The sequence below is a fragment of the Rhodococcus sp. 5G237 genome (assembly GCF_053764735.1).
Genome location: NZ_JBSNCD010000011.1, coordinates 195,639 through 212,345, shown reverse-complemented (window position 1 = coordinate 212,345; position 16,707 = coordinate 195,639). Strand labels below are relative to the sequence as shown.

Sequence of the window (16,707 nt, the reverse complement as noted above, 5' to 3'; positions counted from 1 at the left end):
AGGCGTAGTCGTCCCGGTGATCGAGGACGAGGCGGATCGCCTTCTCACGGACCTCGTCGGGGTACTTCTTCGGCATGAGGCTTACCTTCCCAAGAATGAAGGTGTGCATCAAACCCGGGACGGTTCACACTCCCCGAGCGCCAGTTGGCCGGACGTGATGGTACCGGCGTCACCATCGGTCTGGTCGTTCCAAAACGCAAGGCTCCCCAGGCCACCCAGAAGCAGAATGGCTCCGGCACCTGCGGCTATGGCTCCCTTGGTTTGTTTCTTCATACAGTCGCTCCCCTCGAAGATCGTTCTTCCGACCTCCGTCAGGTACCCGATGTGATCTGTCGCATACCCGGTGCTTGTTACGCGTGAGGCGTTTGTTATCGAGGGAGGTATCAGGAGACCAACTTGTTACCGCCTGAAAGAAACGAGAGTCTCAGGCGAGCAGTCGGTACAGACCGATCAACCCGACCACGACGATCACTGCACGCAGCGCGACCGGCGACAGGCGTCGGCCGTAGTGGGAGCCGAGATAACCACCGATCAAGGAGCCCACGGCGATCAGCGCGGCCACGGTCCAGTCGATCCGGTCGAACGCCACGAGGATGTACGCGCACGCGGCCACGACGTTCACGACCAGCGACAGAAGGTTCTTCGCCGCGTTCTGTCGCTGGATGTGGTCGTGCAGCAATGCTCCGAACAGGCCCATCAACAGGATGCCCTGTGCCGCCGTGAAGTAGCCGCCGTAGATGCCGACGGCGAAGGTGCCGACGACGAGCAGTGTCATCCGCACCGGTCCGAGGTGGCCGTCGGCGTCGCCTCCTGTCCGGCGAGCCACCCACGCCTGGATCTTCGGCTGGAACACGACGAGCGTGAGTGCCAGGAGGAGCAGGATCGGCACGACCGTCTCGAAGACGGTCTCCGGCAGGTGGAGCAGCAACCACGCTCCGACCAGCGCCCCGCAGAACGATGCGGGGATCTGCCATCGCAACCGTTCCCATTGCCCGCGCAGTTCGCGCCGATACCCCCAGGTGCCCGACACACCTCCAGCGACCAGGCCGATCGCGTTGGACATCGTCGCGGTCACCGGAGGTACACCGAACGCGACGAGCGTCGGGAAGGTGATGAGGGTGCCGGATCCGACGAGGGAGTTGATCGCTCCGGCGCCGAGCCCGGCCAATGCGACGAGGAAGAGTTCGAGCGGGGTCACCGAGGCGAGTCTACGGCGTGCCGTACACACCCGAGACAGGCCACGTTCGGGGAGGTTATGTGTGTTTTTCTCGCGAAAGACGCACACGACCTCCCCCAACTTCCGCTTGGGTAAGCGGCATACTCGGGGCATCGGAACGCGAACGGTCGGAGGAATCTGTGGCTCAGGGTTTGAAGTTGGGGTACAAGGCGTCGGCGGAGCAGTTCGGCCCGCGCGAGTTGGTCGAGTTGGGTGTGCTCGCCGAGGCGCACGGAATGGATTCGGCGACGGTGTCGGATCATTTCCAGCCGTGGCGGCACAACGGTGGGCATGCGCCGTTCTCGTTGGCGTGGATGACCGCGGTGGGGGAGCGCACCGAAAGGTTGCAGTTGGGCACGAGCGTGTTGACCCCGACGTTCCGGTACAACCCGGCGGTGATCGCGCAGGCCTTCGCGACGATGGGGTGTCTGTATCCGGGGCGGATCTTCCTCGGCGTCGGCACCGGTGAAGCGCTCAACGAGATCGCCACCGGATACGCCGGGGAGTGGCCGGAGTTCAAGGAACGCTTCGCCCGGCTGCGTGAATCGGTGCGGTTGATGCGTGAGCTGTGGCGCGGGGACCGGGTGGATTTCGAGGGCGAGTACTACACGACGAAGGGGGCGTCGATCTACGACGTGCCCGAGGGTGGTATCCCGGTCTATGTCGCCGCCGGCGGCCCGGTGGTGGCGCGCTATGCCGGACGTAGTGGGGACGGGTTCATCTGCACGTCGGGTAAGGGTATGGAGCTCTACACCGACAAGCTGCTGCCGGCCGTGGCCGAGGGTGCGGAGAAGGCCGAGCGGGATGTGGCGCAGATCGACAAGATGATCGAGATCAAGATCTCGTACGACACCGATCCGGACAAGGCGTTGGAGAACACCCGGTTCTGGGCGCCGCTGTCGCTCACGCCGGAGCAGAAGCACTCCATCGACGATCCGATGGAGATGGAGGCGGCGGCGGATGCGTTGCCGATCGAGCAGGTGGCCAAGCGGTGGATCGTGGCGTCGGATCCGGACGAGGCGGTCGAGCAGGTCAAGGCGTATGTCGATGCGGGGTTGAATCATCTGGTGTTCCACGCGCCGGGTCATGATCAGAAGCGGTTCCTGGAACTGTTCGAACGAGACCTCGCGCCGAGGCTTCGCGCACTCGCCTGACATCCGACCCACAAGGTGCCGCTTCTCCGCGATGGAGGAGCGGCACCTTTTTCTGTGTCGGGGCGGAATGTCGATGTTGTTTCACAACGGAACAGCGACGGGGTCCGGTGTCTACCTACGTTTGTTCCGACGCGGTGGCAACCGTCACACACATTGCCCGCCACCGCCGGACATCACAGCTCGGACGAGGCACACGCCGACCCCGATTCGAATCGAACCCAACGAGGCACCGTGATCACCGACAAATCTGCATCGACCATGCCGCAGTCAGAAGCGAAACCGGAGATGAACCCCCGCCGCGCATCGATCGCCGCGCTCCTCGGAGGGGCCCTGGAGTACTACGACTTCTTCGTCTACGGCGCTGCCGCCGCGCTCGTCTTCAACGTGCTGTTCTTCCCGGGCGGTAACCCCACCGTCGCCCTCATCGCATCCTTCGCCACCTTCGCCGTGGGTTACGTGGCACGGCCGGTGGGCGCCGTCGTCATGGGGCACTTCGGCGACCGGCTCGGCCGCAAACGCGTCATGCTCGCGACCGTCGTCCTGATGGGCGTCGCGTCCTTCGTCATCGGATGTCTTCCGACCTACGAGCAGGTGGGCATCCTCGCACCGATCCTGCTCGTGGCGATGCGTGTCCTGCAGGGCTTCTCGGCGGGCGCCGAATCGGCCGGGGCGTCGACGTTGACCGTCGAGCACTCGCCGGTGGGACGCCGTGGTTTCTTCACCAGCTTCGTGATGGTCGGCTACGCCGTGGGCTGCTCGCTCGCGACCGTCGTCTTCGTGCCCGTCTCGCTCCTGCCCGACGACGCGCTCTACAGCTGGGGCTGGCGGATCCCGTTCTGGCTCAGCGCAGTTGTCGTCGTCGTGACCTACTACGTTCGCAACCACCTGGACGAGACGCCGACCTTCACCGAGGTGAAGGAAGAGAGCGTCGTCCGCAAACTCCCCCTCGGCGACGTGTTCAAGTTCCACTGGCGCTCGGTGATCCGCGTGGCCGGCGCGTCCCTGATGGCGTCGGTCCAGACCCTCTTCGCCGTGTTCAGCCTGTCGTACGCCACCTCGATGGGTGTCGAGCACAGCGTGATGCTCACCGTCATCTCCGTCTCCATCGTACTGTCGATGTTCACGATCCCCGCGGCCGGCTACCTCTCCGACATCATCGGCCGCAAGCCGACCATGTTGATCGCCTCCGTCGGCTGCGCCGTGAGCCTCGCCGGATATCTGTGGGCGATCTCGACGACGAACATCCTGCTGATCTCCGTCGCCGCGTTCGTGAACATGTCGCTGTTCTTCAGCTGTTACAACGGCGTGTGGACGTCCTTCTTCGCCGAACAGTTCCCGGCGACCGTCCGCTTCACGGGGATGGCCGTGAGCAACCAGCTCGGCAACCTGCTGGCCGGCTTCTCGCCGATGGTCGCCGCGCTGATCCTGCTCCCCGGCGCGACGGGCTGGCTCCCGGTCGCGGTCTTCGGTGCGGTCGCGTGCTGCATCGCCGGTGTCGCGGTCCTCGGGCTGCGCGAGACGGCGAAGACCCCGACCGACCTGCTCGGGCTGTCGGCCGACGCCGAACCGGTGGAGGTCGTGGCGGACGCCGAGCACCCCGACACCCCGCGCGTGCTGCAGACCCAGTCCTGAGTTCCCGCGACTCCCACATGCCCGGCCGGACACCTCCGGCCGGGCATGTGCGCGGGTACACCGGGCGGAGCAAAGTTTGCAGTTAGGGTGGAATCCATGAGTGCTGCTGCAGGGTCCGTCTCGAGCATCTACATCGCAGCTCCGGAAGGGGACACCGGGAAATCGACCGTCGCCCTGGGGGTGCTGCAGACACTGTGCGCGTCCACCGCCCGCGTCGGTGTCTTCCGGCCCATCGCACGCTCCGACAGCGACATCGACTACATCCTCGAACTGTTGCTCGAACACACCACCGTCGACCTCGCCTACGAGGACTGCATCGGCGTCACCTACGACGACGTCCACGACGACCCGGACACCGCGCTCAGCGACATCGTCGGCAAGTACCACGCGGTGGCCGACCGCTGCGACGCCGTCGTCATCGTCGGCAGCGACTACACCGAGATCGCCAACCCCAGCGAGCTGTCGTACAACGCTCGCATCGCCGCGAACCTCGACGCCCCGGTGCTGCTCGTCCTGCGCGGTTCCCGCCGCACACCCGCCGAGATCGCCCAGCTCGCCGGGGTGTGTGCGAACGAGCTCGCGGGTCAGCACGCGCATCTCGGTGCGGTCGTGGTGAACCGCTGCGACCCCGACGCACTCGACGAGATCGCACAGGCACTCGGTGACCGCACCGAACCGGTGTGGACCCTCCCGGAGGTGCCCGCGCTGGTCGCGCCGACGATGGCCGAGCTGCAGACCGCGATCGGAGGCGAGCTCTACAGCGGCGACCCCGACCTGCTGCAGCGGGAAGCGCTGCGCATCATGGTCGGTGGCATGACCGCCGAGCGGATTCTGGAGCGCCTCACCGACGGTATCGTCGTGATCGCTCCCGCCGACCGCTCCGACGTCATCCTCGCGCTGGTCAATGCCAATGCCGCCGAAGGCTTCCCGACGCTCGCCGGCATCATCATGAACGGCGGTCTGCTGCCGCATCCGATGATCGCGGAGCTCGTCGCGGCTCTGAAGCCGTCGCTGCCGATCCTCACCACCGACCTCGGAACCTTCGATACCGCCTCGGCCGCCGACCGCACCCGCGGCCGCATGGCCCTCGGCGCGCAGCGCAAGATCGACACCGCTCTCGCGCTCATGGAACGGCACGTCGACGCGCACTCCCTGCTCGACCGACTGCGACTGCCGCGACCGTCCGTGACCACCCCGCAGATGTTCGAATACCAGCTCATCGACCGGGCGCGGGCCCAGCAGCGCCACATCGTGCTGCCCGAGGGCGAGGACGATCGCGTCCTCAGAGCTGCCGGGCGTGTGCTCCAGCGCGGCATCGCGAAGCTCACGATCCTCGGCGACGAGGCGGCCGTCCGCCAGCGGGCGTCGGAACTCGGGGTGGACCTGTCGGAAGCGCAGATCCTCGACCCGCGCACCTCCGAGCACGCCGACCGGTTCGCGGAGGAGTACGCGCGGCTGCGTGCCCACAAGGGCATGACCGTCGATCGTGCACGCGAGATCATGCGCGACATCTCGTATTTCGGCACGATGATGGTGCATCTGGGCCTGGCCGACGGCATGGTATCGGGCGCGGCGCACACCACCGCCCACACGATCCGTCCCGCCCTCGAGATCATCAAGACCGAACCGGGTGTGTCCACGGTGTCGAGCATCTTCCTGATGTGCCTCGCCGACCGCGTGCTCGCGTACGGTGACTGTGCCGTCGTCCCCGACCCGACCGCCGACCAGCTCGCCGACATCGCGATCTCGTCCGCCGCGACCGCCGCCCGGTTCGGCATCGACCCCCGGGTCGCGATGCTGTCGTACTCCACCGGCGAATCCGGTTCGGGCGCCGACGTCGACAAGGTGCGCTCGGCTACGACGTTCGTGCGGGAGCGGCGAGCCGATCTGCTCGTGGAGGGTCCGATCCAGTACGACGCGGCGATCGAACCGACGGTCGCGAATGCGAAGCTGCCCGACTCCGACGTCGCCGGTCGCGCCACGGTGTTCATCTTCCCGGACCTGAACACCGGCAACAACACCTACAAGGCCGTGCAGCGCAGCGCCGGTGCCGTCGCCGTCGGACCGGTCCTGCAAGGCCTGAACAAGCCGGTCAACGACCTCTCCCGAGGCGCCCTGATCCAGGATATCGTCAACACCATCGCCATCACCGCGATCCAGGCGCAGGAGGAAGACGCGTGAGCAGCCCGAACCCGGCCACCGCAGGCACCGTACTGGTCCTCAACTCCGGATCGTCGTCGATCAAGTTCCAGCTGATCGATCCGGAGAGCGGAAAGTCGCTGGCGCACGGACTGATCGAGCGGATCGGGGAACCGGAGGGGCGGATCGTCTTCCACCACACGACGGGTGTGGACGAACGCAACGACGCCATCGCCGACCACCGGACCGGACTGCGTGCGGTACTGGAGATGCTCGAAGGGCTGGGCCGTCCGCTGCACGAGGTGGGTATCGTCGCCGTCGGACACCGACTCGTGCACGGCGGCAAGGTCTTCTACGAACCGACCCTGATCGACGACGACGTGGTCCGCGCCGTCGACGAACTGTCGATCCTTGCGCCCCTCCACAATCCGGCGAACGTCGTGGGAATGGAGGTCGCGCGGGAGGAACTTCCCGACATCCCCCACGTGGGTGTCTTCGACACCGCCTTCTTCCACGGTCTTCCGCCGCACGCGGCGACCTATGCGATCGACCGCGACATCGCCCACAAACACGACATCCGGCGGTACGGATTCCACGGTACTTCACACGAATACGTGTCGGGGCGTGCCGCGGAGTTCCTCGGACGCGACATCGCGGACCTGAATCTGGTCGTGCTCCATCTGGGTAACGGTGCGTCGGCGTCGGCGGTCGCAGGTGGGAGCCCGATCGACACCTCGATGGGGCTGACCCCGCTCGAGGGTCTCGTCATGGGCACGCGCAGCGGCGACATCGATCCGGGTGTCGTCATGCACCTCAACCGGGCGGCCGGGTTGAAGGTCGACGCCATCGACGACCTGCTCAACCGGCATTCGGGCCTGAAGGGGTTGTCGGGGGTCAACGACTTCCGGGCTCTGCTGAAGCTCGTCGGCGAGGGCGACGAGGACGCGCGACTCGCGTACGAGGTCTACGTGCATCGCATCCGGAAGTACGTGGGCGCCTACACTTTCGAACTCGGTGGCGTCGACGCGATCGTGTTCACCGGCGGGGTGGGGGAGAACAACGTCGACGTCCGGCGCGACAGCCTCGCCGGCCTCGACCGGCTCGGCATCGTCGTCGACGACGCGCGCAACACTGCCGACGACGACGGGGAACGCCGGATCTCGGCCGACTCGTCGCAGGTGGAGGTGCTCGTGATCCCCACGAACGAGGAACTCGCCATCGCCCGCGCAGCCGTGCAGTTCGCCGGGCGCTGACTTCTGATCAGGTCAAACTGCGCGGCCGGATCGCGTTCGCGAGGTCGACGAGGGTGTAGCGGTGTGTGCGGGAAGGGGCGTTGCGCGCCAGTTGCCGCAGCGCCGCCTCGGTGCCCAGGCGTAGTCCCTTCTCGGTGAAGGGTACGTCGAGGATGCGGTCGTACTCGCGAGTCGACGCCCGGCCGCTGCGCACCCATTCGAGTGCGGTCCCGAGGACGAGTGCGCGCATCTGCAGGGCGCGACCCTCGTCGGGAGACAGCGACGCGATCCGGTGCGCGGCCTCCCGAAGATCGGTCTCGGAGATCTCCTCGACGCGACCACCTCGTAACAGGACCAGGGCGGCGGTCATGGTCGCTGCACTGTGGTGCCGGGAGGTCGTGGGGACCTCGTCGAGCACGTCGACGGCGGCACGGATCTCGTCGCGGGCGGTGAGCTGGCGTGCCAAACCGAAGGCCGCGCTGACGACGGCGTGATCGGTGCGCCACACGACCCGGTAGGACTGCTCGCAGAAGCGTCGCCACGCGTCGGGGTCGTCGCTCTCCCAATGCTGCAGCGTCAGTTCGGCGGTGGCCCCGAGCGCGATCTTCGGGGCGATCTCGCCCGGAAGAGCCTGCAGCACCTTGTCGAACCGGGCGAATGCTGCCTCGTAGTCGTCCTGCAGCAGTTCGGCGATGCCGGCGTACCAGTCCATGCGCCAGTCGTCGCCGAACTCGCGCTCGAGGCGGGTGAGGATCTCCACCGCGCTGTCGACCTGCCCGAGATCGAGATGGGCGCGGACCTCGGCGAGGGTGATCTCCTTGGAGAACGACACGTCAGATGCCCCGACGACCCGGCCGACCCCGTTCTCGCGCGCGTGCCGGAGCGAGTCGAGGGTCTGTTGCGGTTCGCTGTGTACCGCTGCGGCGAGGAGCGCGGCACTCGGATCGTTGGGGTCGAGCAGCGGGACGGGCAGCGCCGCTGCGACATCCTGCCCCCGCAGTTTGGGGTCGCGCTCGATCCCGTCGGCGTACACGTCGGTGGGGACGAGCGCCTCGTCGGTGCCGAAGGTCGTGCGGGGCGGACTGAACAGCCTGGAGAGTCCGGGATGTTCGGTGCCGAGCTTCTTCGACAGGATCTCGCGCAGCACACCGGTGAGCTGTCCCTGCAGTTCGTCGGCGGACGAGAAGCGCTGCTGCGGATCGGGGTTCGTGGCCCGCAGGAGCAGTCGGTGGAAGGAGTCGAACTCGTCGAGCAGGGGAGCCTGCTCGGGGGTGGGCAGACCGTCGCGGTACCGGCCCTTGTCCGATGGCATGTCGAGGGTGAGGACCGCGAGTGTGCGTCCGACCGTGTAGATGTCGCTCGCGACCGTCGGCCCGGTCCGGACGATCTCGGGTGCCTGATATCCCGGCGTCCCGTACAGATAGCCGTATCCCTCGATCGCGGAGACGGCACCGAGGTCGATGAGTTCGATCTGCTCGTCGGTGACCATGATGTTCTCGGGCTTGAGGTCGTTGTAGACCAGTCCGATGTCGTGCAGATACTGCAGTGCCGGAAGCACTTCCAGCATGTACCCGATGGCCTGCTCGACCGGGATGCGGTTCGGTGGGGGATAGTTGTCGAGCACGGTACGCAGGGTGTGACCACCCAGGTACTCCATGACGATGTACCCCATCGGGGTGCCGTCGGGTGAGGGGTGCTCGACGAAGTTGTAGATCTGCACGATGCTCGGATGGCTGACCTCGGCCAGGAACTGGCGTTCGGCCACCGCGACCGCCTGGGCCTCGGCGTCGCCACCCTGCAGCAGGCCCTTCAACACCACCCAACGGTCGCTCACGTTGCGGTCGATCGCGAGATAGATCCACCCGAGTCCGCCGTGTGCGAGACAACCCTGCACCTCGTACTGCCCGGCGACGAGGTCCCCGCGGCGCAGGGCCGGAGTGAACTGGAAATGTGTTCCGCACTGGGGGCAATCGCCTTCTGTGGGGCCCGGCCCCGACGGGGTACTGCGTCCCACCGGTTGTCCGCACTTCGAGCAGAACCGCTTGCCCTCGGAGACGTGGGGATCGCGGAGGACGGCGTCGACCGGATCCTTCGTGGTGGGGACCGGCACGTCGACGAGGCCGGCGATGCGGCGACGCTGGGTTCCGCGCGGCCGGATGCGGCGGCTCGACGAGCGTTGGGAGGACGAACGCTGGGACGACGAGCCGGACCAGATCGACGAGCGCTGGGTGGATTCGGGCCGCGTGGTGGGGACGGGGCCGCGTTCGGTGGCAGGTCCGGCATCCCCGGTGGCCCGGGCGGTGGCCGGTCCCGAGTCGCTCGTCGACGGCTCGGTCGCGGGCCCGGAATCCGCCGCACGCCTGGTGGCGGGCCCGGAGTCCACTGCCCGTTCCGTGGCGGGCCCGGAGTCCACTGCCCGTTCCGTGGCGGGGCCGGAATCGACCGACGGGGTCTCGGCCGGTTCGGGTTCGTCGGACATGGCCGTCACTCCCGGTAGTTCGGTGTCGGGGGTGACGGAGTGGGACCGAGCACCCGCAGGTACTTCTCGTACAGCGCCGTCCACGTCCCGTCGGAACGGATCCTTTCGAGGGTGGCGTTGACGAACCGTACGAGCTCGTCGCTGCCCAGCCGGATTCCGATTCCGTACGGCTCCGATCCCAGGGAGGGGCCGACGAGTTCGAGATAGGGGTCCTGCGAGGCGAGTCCGGCGAGGATCGTGTCGTCGGTGCTCACGGCGTCGACCTGCTGTTGCTGGAGGACGACGAGGCAGTCGGCCCACGACGGCACGGTGAGGATCGACGCCGACGGCTGTACCTCCCGCATCCGGAGCAGCGAGGTCGTGCCCTCGACGATGCACACGCGCCGGCCGGCGAGATCGGCGGCGGAGCGGATGTCGGATCCCCGGACGACGAGCACACGCTGCTGGGCCCGGAAGTACTCGGTGGAGAAGTCGACCTTCTCGCGACGGGCGCAGGTGATGCTCATGGTCTTCGCGACGATGTCGACGGTGGAGTCCTGCAGCGCCTTCTCGCGCTCGGCCGACGACAGGATGCGGTAGTCGACGAGAGCGGGGTCGCCCAGGAGGTCGCGGGCGATCTCGCGCGCGATGTCGACGTCGAAACCGGTGATGCGCCCGGTCGCGGTGTCGCGGTAGCTCATGAGGTTGCTGCCGGTGTCGAGGCCGACGATCAGCCGGCCGCGCGTGCGGATCCGATCGATCGCAGGTCCGGTGGCATTCGGGTCCGGGGGAAGGGATGCGGTGGGATCGCCGCAGTCGGGGGCGGGAGGTGTGGCCACCGACGACTCGAGCATCCGCGCGTTCTCGGGGAGCGGGAGGGAGGTCGTCGTCCCCTGGAGGCCGGGGGCGCGCGGTGGGGGATCGGTCGCGCACCCGCCGGCGAGTGCGGCGACGACGCACAGGCTCGCAACGAGCACGCGCTTTCTCACTGGTACTCCTTCAACCGGGGCCGGAGGCCGACCCACACGCCGACCAGCGCCACCGTCAGCAGCACCACCGACATCGGTGCGAGGCCGGCGAGGGTGCGGGAGGCGCGGAACTCGTTGTCGCGCAGTTCGGTGCGGGTGTCGTCGATTCCTTCCGTCAGAGCAGCATCGAGAGCGACGAACCGCGCGGTGGACTCGCCGGGACCTGCGCCGACCGCGAGGACCGAGGCCGCCGCGTAGTCGCCGCGGACGAGGGCGTCGACCATGCGTGCATGCGAGTTGATCCAGGCCTCGTGCGCCGACCGGGCGGTCTCCACCGCCTCGGCGCCGGCCTCGAGGGCGGAATCGCGAGCGTACTCGTCGAGGATGTCGCCGAGTCGCGACATGTTGGTCCCGAAGGTGTCGTCGTACGCGCCGGTCGTGTCGCGCCGGGCGATCAGCAGGGTCTCGGCGGTACGCGACTGCTGGGCGAGGATCCGTCCCTCGGTGAGATCGGCGAGCGGTGCCGCACCGCGCTCGATGGCGCGTTCGGTGGCACTCGACGAGGCCAGGCCGGCGACGAGCAACCAGCACAGCAGCGCGCCGGTCGCGCCGATCGCGACGAGGATTCCGGGATTGAGGGTGCGACGAGAGCGGCGGCTCACGACGACGTGCGCCACGCACAGGGCAGCGACCGTGACGAGGAGCAGCCCGATCGCGAGCCAGGGTGGTCGCACCGCGTCGCGCTGGGTGTCCTCGACGGCGGCGACGCCGCGCGTGTGCAGTTCCTGCGCGGCGGGGAGCAGTTCGGTCTGCATCAGGTGCGAGGCCTCGCCGAGATATGCGGCGCCGACCGGATGCCCGGTGCGATTGTTGGTGCGGGCCGTCTCGATGAGGCCCGTGTAGACGGGCAGCAGCCGCCCGATCTCCGTCAGATTGTGTGCGGTCTCGCGGTCGGCGTCGGTCAGTCCGGTCGCTGCGATGACGAGATATTCCGCGGCTTCGTCGGTCGCCTGGATGTAGCGACTGCGCACCGCCTCCGGTTCGAGTCCGCCCGAGATGAAGCCCGTCACGGCGGCGGCGTCGGCCACCGACAGCGCGCTGTAGAGATTCTGGGCCGCGCTGGCCAGCGGCTCGATGGACGCGAGGAGACGATCGTGGGTGGCCTGCCTGCCGGACACCATCGTTGCGGAGACCGCTGCCGAGGCGACGAGCAGCACGGTGAGCACCCCCCCCAGGACCACCAACCGGACCGGCGTGGATCGCAGCAGGGCACGGGCGTCGTCGAACCGGGCGTCCGGAGTGTCCGTATCGGCGTCGTCGCGGATGTGGCTCTCGACAGGAGCGAAGGGAGGGGTGATCCGTACGTCCACCGGGCACTCCCTTCCTCGTGTCGAGCGGTCTGAGGGGAGCATATAAGCAGCCCGGCGGTATTGTTGCCGTCCACGGACGGCGGGGATCCGGTACCGGGCACAGGCCCGGACGAGGGCGGGTCGGAGAGGCGGACGCAATGCGTGGAGACGGTGACGGCTGGGCGGTCGGACCGGACGGTGAGAAGCGCTGGGGACGACACGGTGCCGCAGGTCTGCTGCTGCGCGCTCCGCTCGCGGACGGTCGCCCCGCGGTTCTCCTGCAGCATCGGGCGGCATGGTCGCACCAGGGTGGCACCTGGGCACTTCCCGGCGGAGCCCGCGACTCGCACGAGAGCACCGTCGACGCCGCCGTGCGGGAGGCCCACGAGGAGGCCGGCATCGATGTCGCGGCCGTGACGGTGCGCGCCGAACGTGTCACCTCCGGTCTCGCGGGCGGATGGACCTACACCACCGTCGTCGCCGACGCCACCGAAACGCTCGTGACCAGCCTCAACCAGGAGAGCACCGAACTGCGCTGGGTGCCCGAACCGGAGGTCGAGGCGATGCCGCTGCACAGCGGCTTCGCCGAGGCGTGGCCGTCGCTGCGCACCTCACCGGTCCGCATGCTGCTCGACACCGCGAACGTGCTCGGTGCGAGCGGCCCCACCGGATGGTGGCGCGACCGCCCCGGCGCGACGAGCGCCCTGCTCGCCGACCTCGCCGCGGTCCTGCCCCGCACGGTCGAATGTCCCGACGGGACGTTCGGTTGGGTCCCCCGCGTCGAAGCGGTCCTCGAAGGGCATGCCCGCGACGCGACGATCGACGACGTCCGGATCCCGGTGCACAGCGCGGACGGCAGCGGCGACGACGAACTGGCCCGGCTGGCCTCCACCGCGACGGCCGTGGTGGATCCGGGGGTGACGGTCGTGGTCACCGCGGATCGCGGCCTGCGCGCACGGTTGCCCGAGGGCACGATCGCGATGTCGCCCTCGGCCGTGCTGGGCTGGCTGTAACGCCTCACGCCGGCAGCGCGGCCTTTCGGCCGTCTTTCAGGCCGGCAGTGCGGCCTTCAGTGCTGCCGCGGCTGCCCGTGGATCGGAGGCCTTCGTGATCGCCCGGACCACCGCGACCCGCGTGGCCCCGGCGTCGAGCACCTCGGGGAGCCGCTCGAGATCGATGCCGCCGATCGCGAACCACGGTCGTGCCGGCTGCGACTGCGCGACCTCGCGCGTCACCTCCAGCCCCGCCGCGGTGCGTCCCGGCTTGGTCGGGGTGTCCCACACCGGCCCGGACGCGAAGTAGTCGACGCCCTCCTCGATGTCGGCGAGCGCGGCCTGCGCCCGGCTCGACGTCGAGCGGCCGATGACGATCTCGTCGCCGAGGATCTGCCGTGCGTGCCGCACCGGCAGGTCGCCCTGACCGAGATGCAGGATGTCGGCGCCCGCCGCGAGCGCGATGTCGGCGCGGTCGTTCACGGCGAGAAGCGCACCGTGGCGTGCACACGCCTCGCCGATGATCTCGAGGGCGGCGAGTTCCTCGCGTGCCTCGAGGCGTCCGAACTTCTTCTCACCGGCCGAGTCCTTGTCGCGCAACTGGACGATGTCGACCCCACCGGCGAGGGCCTCCTCGACGAACCGTGCGAGGTCGCCGGTGTCCCGGCGAGCGTCGGTGCACAGGTACAACCGGGCGGTCGCGAGGCGGCCGCGCGGGTCGGGATGGTTGCCGCGATAGGTGGTCACGACCAAGACGGTAGCCTCTAGGCAGAAAGTGACGACACGGGAGTCCCGAGGTTCGCGGGGCTGAGAGGGGGCCTGCCGGCCCCGACCGTTATGACCTGACCCGGATCATGCCGGCGCAGGGAGTGAGGTGGACCAATGGCAACTGTGGCCGTCGTGGGTGGCGGAGTGATCGGGCTGTCGATCGCATGGCGCGCGGCCCGCTCGGGGCACATCGTGACCGTGCACGACCCGAATCCCGGTAGCGGCGCCTCGTGGGTGGCCGGGGGAATGCTGGCCCCGCTGTCCGAGGGCTGGCCCGGCGAGGACCACGTGCTGTCCCTGGGTGCGGCCTCGCTCGACCGCTGGCCGGGATTCGCGGAGGCACTGCGCGCGGAGACCGGCGTCGACGTGTTCACCGCCGAGGCGTCGCTGACCGTCGCGCTCGATGCGGCGGACGCGGCCGACCTGCGGACCGTCGCCGAATGGGTCGGGGAGCGGGGGCACGAGATGCGTCTGCTCTCCCGTGCCGAGATCCGGGAGTTCGAACCGTCGCTCGGTCCGAAGGTGCGTCTCGGACTGCTCGCACCCACCGAGTGGTCGGTCGACAACCGCGCGCTCGTCGACGCCCTGCGCGTCGCGGCCACCGGGGCGGGGGTGCGCTTCTCCGACTCCGCCGTGCACGACCTCGCCGATCTCTCGGACGACCAGGTGGTGCTCGCCGCCGGCTCGGCGTCGGCGCGACTGTGGCCGGGACTTCCGGTCCGTCCGGTCAAGGGCGAGATCCTGCGCCTGCGGGTGCGGCCCGGCGCGACCCCGCCGCCGCAGCGCACCGTGCGCGCGAGTGTCCACGGTCGCCCCGCCTATCTGGTGCCCCGCCACGACGGTCTCGTCGTGGGCGCGACGCAGTACGAGGCGTCCGACACGCAGGTCACGGTGGCCGGGGTGCGCGATCTGATCGCCGACGCCGAGCGGATCTTCCCGGCGCTCGGCGAGTACGAACTGTTCGAGGCGAGTGCGGGCCTGCGCCCGATGACCCCCGACAATCTGCCGCTGATCGGCCGGCTCTCCGATCGTGTCGTCGCCGCGACCGGCCACGGCCGCAACGGTGTGCTGCTCACGCCGCTCACCGTCGACGCGGTGCTCGCCGAACTCGGTGGGCGGTCGCTGGCCGACGCGCAATACGCCTGTCCTGGACGAATTACGGAAGCGAGTGTGGGATGACGAACGTGTCCGTGGGCATCACCGTCAACGGTGAGGACAAGTACTACGACGCGGCCCCGACCGTGTCGCAGCTGTTGAACGAGCTCGGTCTGCCCGAGAAGGGAATCGCGGTCGCCGTCGACGGTGTCGTGTGCCCGCGCGGCCGCTGGTCGGAGCCGGTCACGCGCGGAGCGAGCATCGAGATCCTCACGGCGGTTCAGGGTGGCTGACACACACGATCCCGGCGCCGACCTGCCGCAGCTGACCATCGCCGGCCGCACCTTCGGGTCGCGGCTGATCACCGGCACCGGTGGCGCAGCGAACCTGGCCGTGCTCGAGGAGGCACTCGTCGCGTCGGGTACCGAACTGACCACCGTCGCGATGCGCCGCGTCGACGCGGCCTCCGGAACCGGTGTCCTCGACCTGCTGCGCCGTCTCGGCATCGAACCGCTGCCGAACACCGCCGGGTGCCGCGGCGCGAAGGAGGCCGTGCTGACCGCCCAGCTCGGGCGGGAGGCGCTGGAGACCGACTGGGTGAAACTCGAGGTCATCGCCGACGAACGGACGCTGCTGCCCGACGCCATCGAACTCGTCTCCGCGGCCGAACAACTCGTCGACGACGGCTTCGTCGTCCTGCCGTACACGACCGACGATCCCGTCCTCGCGCGACGGCTCGAGGACGTCGGCTGTGCCGCGGTGATGCCGCTCGGCTCGCCGATCGGGACCGGCCTCGGCATCTCGAATCCGCACCACATCGAGATGATCGTCGAGGCCGCGGGTGTGCCGGTGATCCTCGACGCGGGAATCGGAACCGCCTCCGACGCGGCGCTCGCGATGGAACTCGGTTGCGACGCCGTGCTGCTCGCGACCGCCGTCACCCGCGCGAAGGATCCGGCGCTGATGGCGTCGGCGATGCGCCACGCCGTCGAGGCGGGATTCCGTGCCCGGCACGCCGGTCGGATCCCGAAACGCTTCTGGGCTCAGGCATCTTCGCCGATGGAGCCGTGACCGGTACGGAAAACCCTTGAGAATCTTCCTGTTCAGGGGTTTTTCGATTATCGCGTGACGGGATACCGTGCGGTCGGTACGATCCCCGGGCATGACAATTGCACACCGAATCCTTTCCGCCGCGGCTGCCGGGCTCATGGGTGTCGCCGTCGCCGTCACGGCACCGGGCGTGGCAGGCGCCCAGGAGCCGTGCCAGCTGAGCCGGTCGAACACCGGACCGAGGACGTGCGAGATGACGCAGCTGGCCACGCCTCCCGTGCTGACATTGGGCGACGGCATCTGCGCCGGCATCGTGCGCGCCGGTGGAACCGCCTTCGACGGCCCGCTCTACGAGTACTCCATGGCTCCGGGTGCCACCCACGGGATCGAACTGCGGATCACGCAGGGCTACTCGCTTCTCGGCGAGTGGACGCCGAGCATCCTGAACTGCGACGTCACCGTCGCTTTCGACTGGCACAATCTCGACACCGGTGCCCGCGGTACGGAGACCCGCTTCGTGCCGGCCTTCCACACGAGCACCCGGCCGTTGTTCATGCACGTGTTCCCCGGGCCGGGCCGCGTCGTCCTGACGATGCGTACCGAGCGACCGAGCATCCCGGTCACGACCGAGGTCTTCGTCCCCTGACGCACCCG

At 68.7% G+C, this 16,707-nt stretch carries 15 protein-coding genes and 1 riboswitch; of the genes, 9 read left to right on the top strand and 6 right to left on the bottom strand.

The genetic code is table 11. The annotated features are described in order from the left end of the window. Positions 1–108: 108 nt before the first annotated feature. Both ACWPOC_RS23525 and ACWPOC_RS23520 read right to left on the bottom strand, forming a co-directional pair. Positions 109–273 carry an alternate-type signal peptide domain-containing protein gene (locus tag ACWPOC_RS23525; RefSeq protein ID WP_455409407.1) on the bottom strand — a complete coding sequence of 55 codons (165 nt, stop codon included), beginning with the start codon at positions 271–273 and terminating at the stop codon, positions 109–111. A 151-nt stretch (positions 274–424) separates the two neighbouring features. Continuing rightward, the gene (locus ACWPOC_RS23520) at positions 425–1,198 is read right to left on the bottom strand and encodes a sulfite exporter TauE/SafE family protein (RefSeq protein WP_120280170.1); all 774 of its coding nucleotides are present in this window, start codon (positions 1,196–1,198) and stop codon (positions 425–427) included. A 158-nt stretch (positions 1,199–1,356) separates the two neighbouring features. Between ACWPOC_RS23520 and fgd the strand changes: the two genes are divergently transcribed. The 4 genes from fgd (at position 1,357) to ACWPOC_RS23500 (ending at position 7,394) form a co-directional block, all read left to right on the top strand. Continuing rightward, positions 1,357–2,370, top strand: coding sequence for a glucose-6-phosphate dehydrogenase (coenzyme-F420) (gene fgd, locus ACWPOC_RS23515; protein ID WP_120280169.1), 1,014 nt, complete (start codon positions 1,357–1,359; stop codon positions 2,368–2,370). Between the two features lie 258 nt (positions 2,371–2,628). After that, on the top strand, positions 2,629–4,002 hold the full coding sequence (locus tag ACWPOC_RS23510; protein ID WP_455409406.1) for an MFS transporter: 1,374 nt from the start codon (positions 2,629–2,631) through the stop codon (positions 4,000–4,002). A 96-nt stretch (positions 4,003–4,098) separates the two neighbouring features. After that, on the top strand, positions 4,099–6,183 hold the full coding sequence (pta, locus tag ACWPOC_RS23505) for a phosphate acetyltransferase (protein WP_455409405.1): 2,085 nt from the start codon (positions 4,099–4,101) through the stop codon (positions 6,181–6,183). Beyond that, complete coding sequence (locus ACWPOC_RS23500; protein WP_455409404.1) at positions 6,180–7,394, top strand: acetate/propionate family kinase; 1,215 nt, start codon at positions 6,180–6,182, stop codon at positions 7,392–7,394. Before pta ends, ACWPOC_RS23500 begins: the two co-directional genes overlap by 4 nt. A 7-nt stretch (positions 7,395–7,401) precedes the next feature. Here the strand turns inward: ACWPOC_RS23500 and ACWPOC_RS23495 are convergent, their stop codons facing one another. The 3 genes from ACWPOC_RS23495 to ACWPOC_RS23485 are packed head-to-tail and all read right to left on the bottom strand — an operon-like array spanning position 7,402 to position 12,169. Further along, complete coding sequence (locus tag ACWPOC_RS23495) at positions 7,402–9,852, bottom strand: tetratricopeptide repeat protein (protein ID WP_455409403.1); 2,451 nt, start codon at positions 9,850–9,852, stop codon at positions 7,402–7,404. Between the two features lie 5 nt (positions 9,853–9,857). Then, complete coding sequence (locus ACWPOC_RS23490) at positions 9,858–10,820, bottom strand: glutamate ABC transporter substrate-binding protein (protein ID WP_120280166.1); 963 nt, start codon at positions 10,818–10,820, stop codon at positions 9,858–9,860. Further along, positions 10,817–12,169 carry a hypothetical protein gene (locus tag ACWPOC_RS23485; RefSeq protein ID WP_455409402.1) on the bottom strand — a complete coding sequence of 451 codons (1,353 nt, stop codon included), beginning with the start codon at positions 12,167–12,169 and terminating at the stop codon, positions 10,817–10,819. The genes ACWPOC_RS23490 and ACWPOC_RS23485 overlap by 4 nt, the downstream gene beginning before the upstream one ends. Positions 12,170–12,306: 137 nt before the next feature. Here ACWPOC_RS23485 and ACWPOC_RS23480 point away from each other — a divergent pair, with 137 nt between their 5' ends. Next, a complete protein-coding gene (locus ACWPOC_RS23480) occupies positions 12,307–13,161 on the top strand; it encodes an NUDIX hydrolase (protein WP_120280164.1) in 855 nt (284 codons plus the stop codon). A gap of 36 nt (positions 13,162–13,197) precedes the next feature. Here the strand turns inward: ACWPOC_RS23480 and thiE are convergent, their stop codons facing one another. Then, a complete protein-coding gene (thiE, locus tag ACWPOC_RS23475; protein ID WP_016691589.1) occupies positions 13,198–13,887 on the bottom strand; it encodes a thiamine phosphate synthase in 690 nt (229 codons plus the stop codon). 26 nt (positions 13,888–13,913) lie between these two features. Next, a riboswitch (TPP riboswitch) is annotated at positions 13,914–14,026 on the top strand. Here thiE and thiO point away from each other — a divergent pair. The 4 genes from thiO to ACWPOC_RS23455 all read left to right on the top strand — a co-directional run bounded on the left by thiO (position 14,023) and on the right by ACWPOC_RS23455 (position 16,699). Beyond that, positions 14,023–15,087: a glycine oxidase ThiO gene (gene thiO, locus ACWPOC_RS23470; protein WP_183070553.1), complete on the top strand. Its 1,065-nt coding sequence runs from the start codon at positions 14,023–14,025 to the stop codon at positions 15,085–15,087. Its footprint overlaps the riboswitch before it by 4 nt. Then, complete coding sequence (thiS, locus tag ACWPOC_RS23465; RefSeq protein ID WP_006553656.1) at positions 15,084–15,296, top strand: sulfur carrier protein ThiS; 213 nt, start codon at positions 15,084–15,086, stop codon at positions 15,294–15,296. The genes thiO and thiS overlap by 4 nt, the downstream gene beginning before the upstream one ends. Further along, complete coding sequence (gene thiG / locus ACWPOC_RS23460) at positions 15,289–16,074, top strand: thiazole synthase (protein WP_006553655.1); 786 nt, start codon at positions 15,289–15,291, stop codon at positions 16,072–16,074. The genes thiS and thiG overlap by 8 nt, the downstream gene beginning before the upstream one ends. 91 nt (positions 16,075–16,165) lie before the next feature. After that, on the top strand, positions 16,166–16,699 hold the full coding sequence (locus ACWPOC_RS23455) for a hypothetical protein (RefSeq protein WP_455409401.1): 534 nt from the start codon (positions 16,166–16,168) through the stop codon (positions 16,697–16,699). Positions 16,700–16,707: the final 8 nt, after the last annotated feature.

Bases quoted from the DNA above. Each gene is read 5' to 3' on its own strand.
- ACWPOC_RS23525 (WP_455409407.1), bottom strand. From the start codon at position 273: ATGAAGAAACAAACCAAGGGAGCCATAGCCGCAGGTGCCGGAGCCATT.
- ACWPOC_RS23510 (WP_455409406.1), top strand. From the start codon at position 2,629: ATGCCGCAGTCAGAAGCGAAACCGGAGATGAACCCCCGCCGCGCATCG.
- pta (WP_455409405.1), top strand. From the start codon at position 4,099: ATGAGTGCTGCTGCAGGGTCCGTCTCGAGCATCTACATCGCAGCTCCG.
- ACWPOC_RS23495 (WP_455409403.1), bottom strand. From the start codon at position 9,852: ATGTCCGACGAACCCGAACCGGCCGAGACCCCGTCGGTCGATTCCGGC.
- ACWPOC_RS23480 (WP_120280164.1), top strand. From the start codon at position 12,307: ATGCGTGGAGACGGTGACGGCTGGGCGGTCGGACCGGACGGTGAGAAG.
- thiO (WP_183070553.1), top strand. From the start codon at position 14,023: ATGGCAACTGTGGCCGTCGTGGGTGGCGGAGTGATCGGGCTGTCGATC.
- thiS (WP_006553656.1), top strand. From the start codon at position 15,084: ATGACGAACGTGTCCGTGGGCATCACCGTCAACGGTGAGGACAAGTAC.
- ACWPOC_RS23455 (WP_455409401.1), top strand. From the start codon at position 16,166: ATGACAATTGCACACCGAATCCTTTCCGCCGCGGCTGCCGGGCTCATG.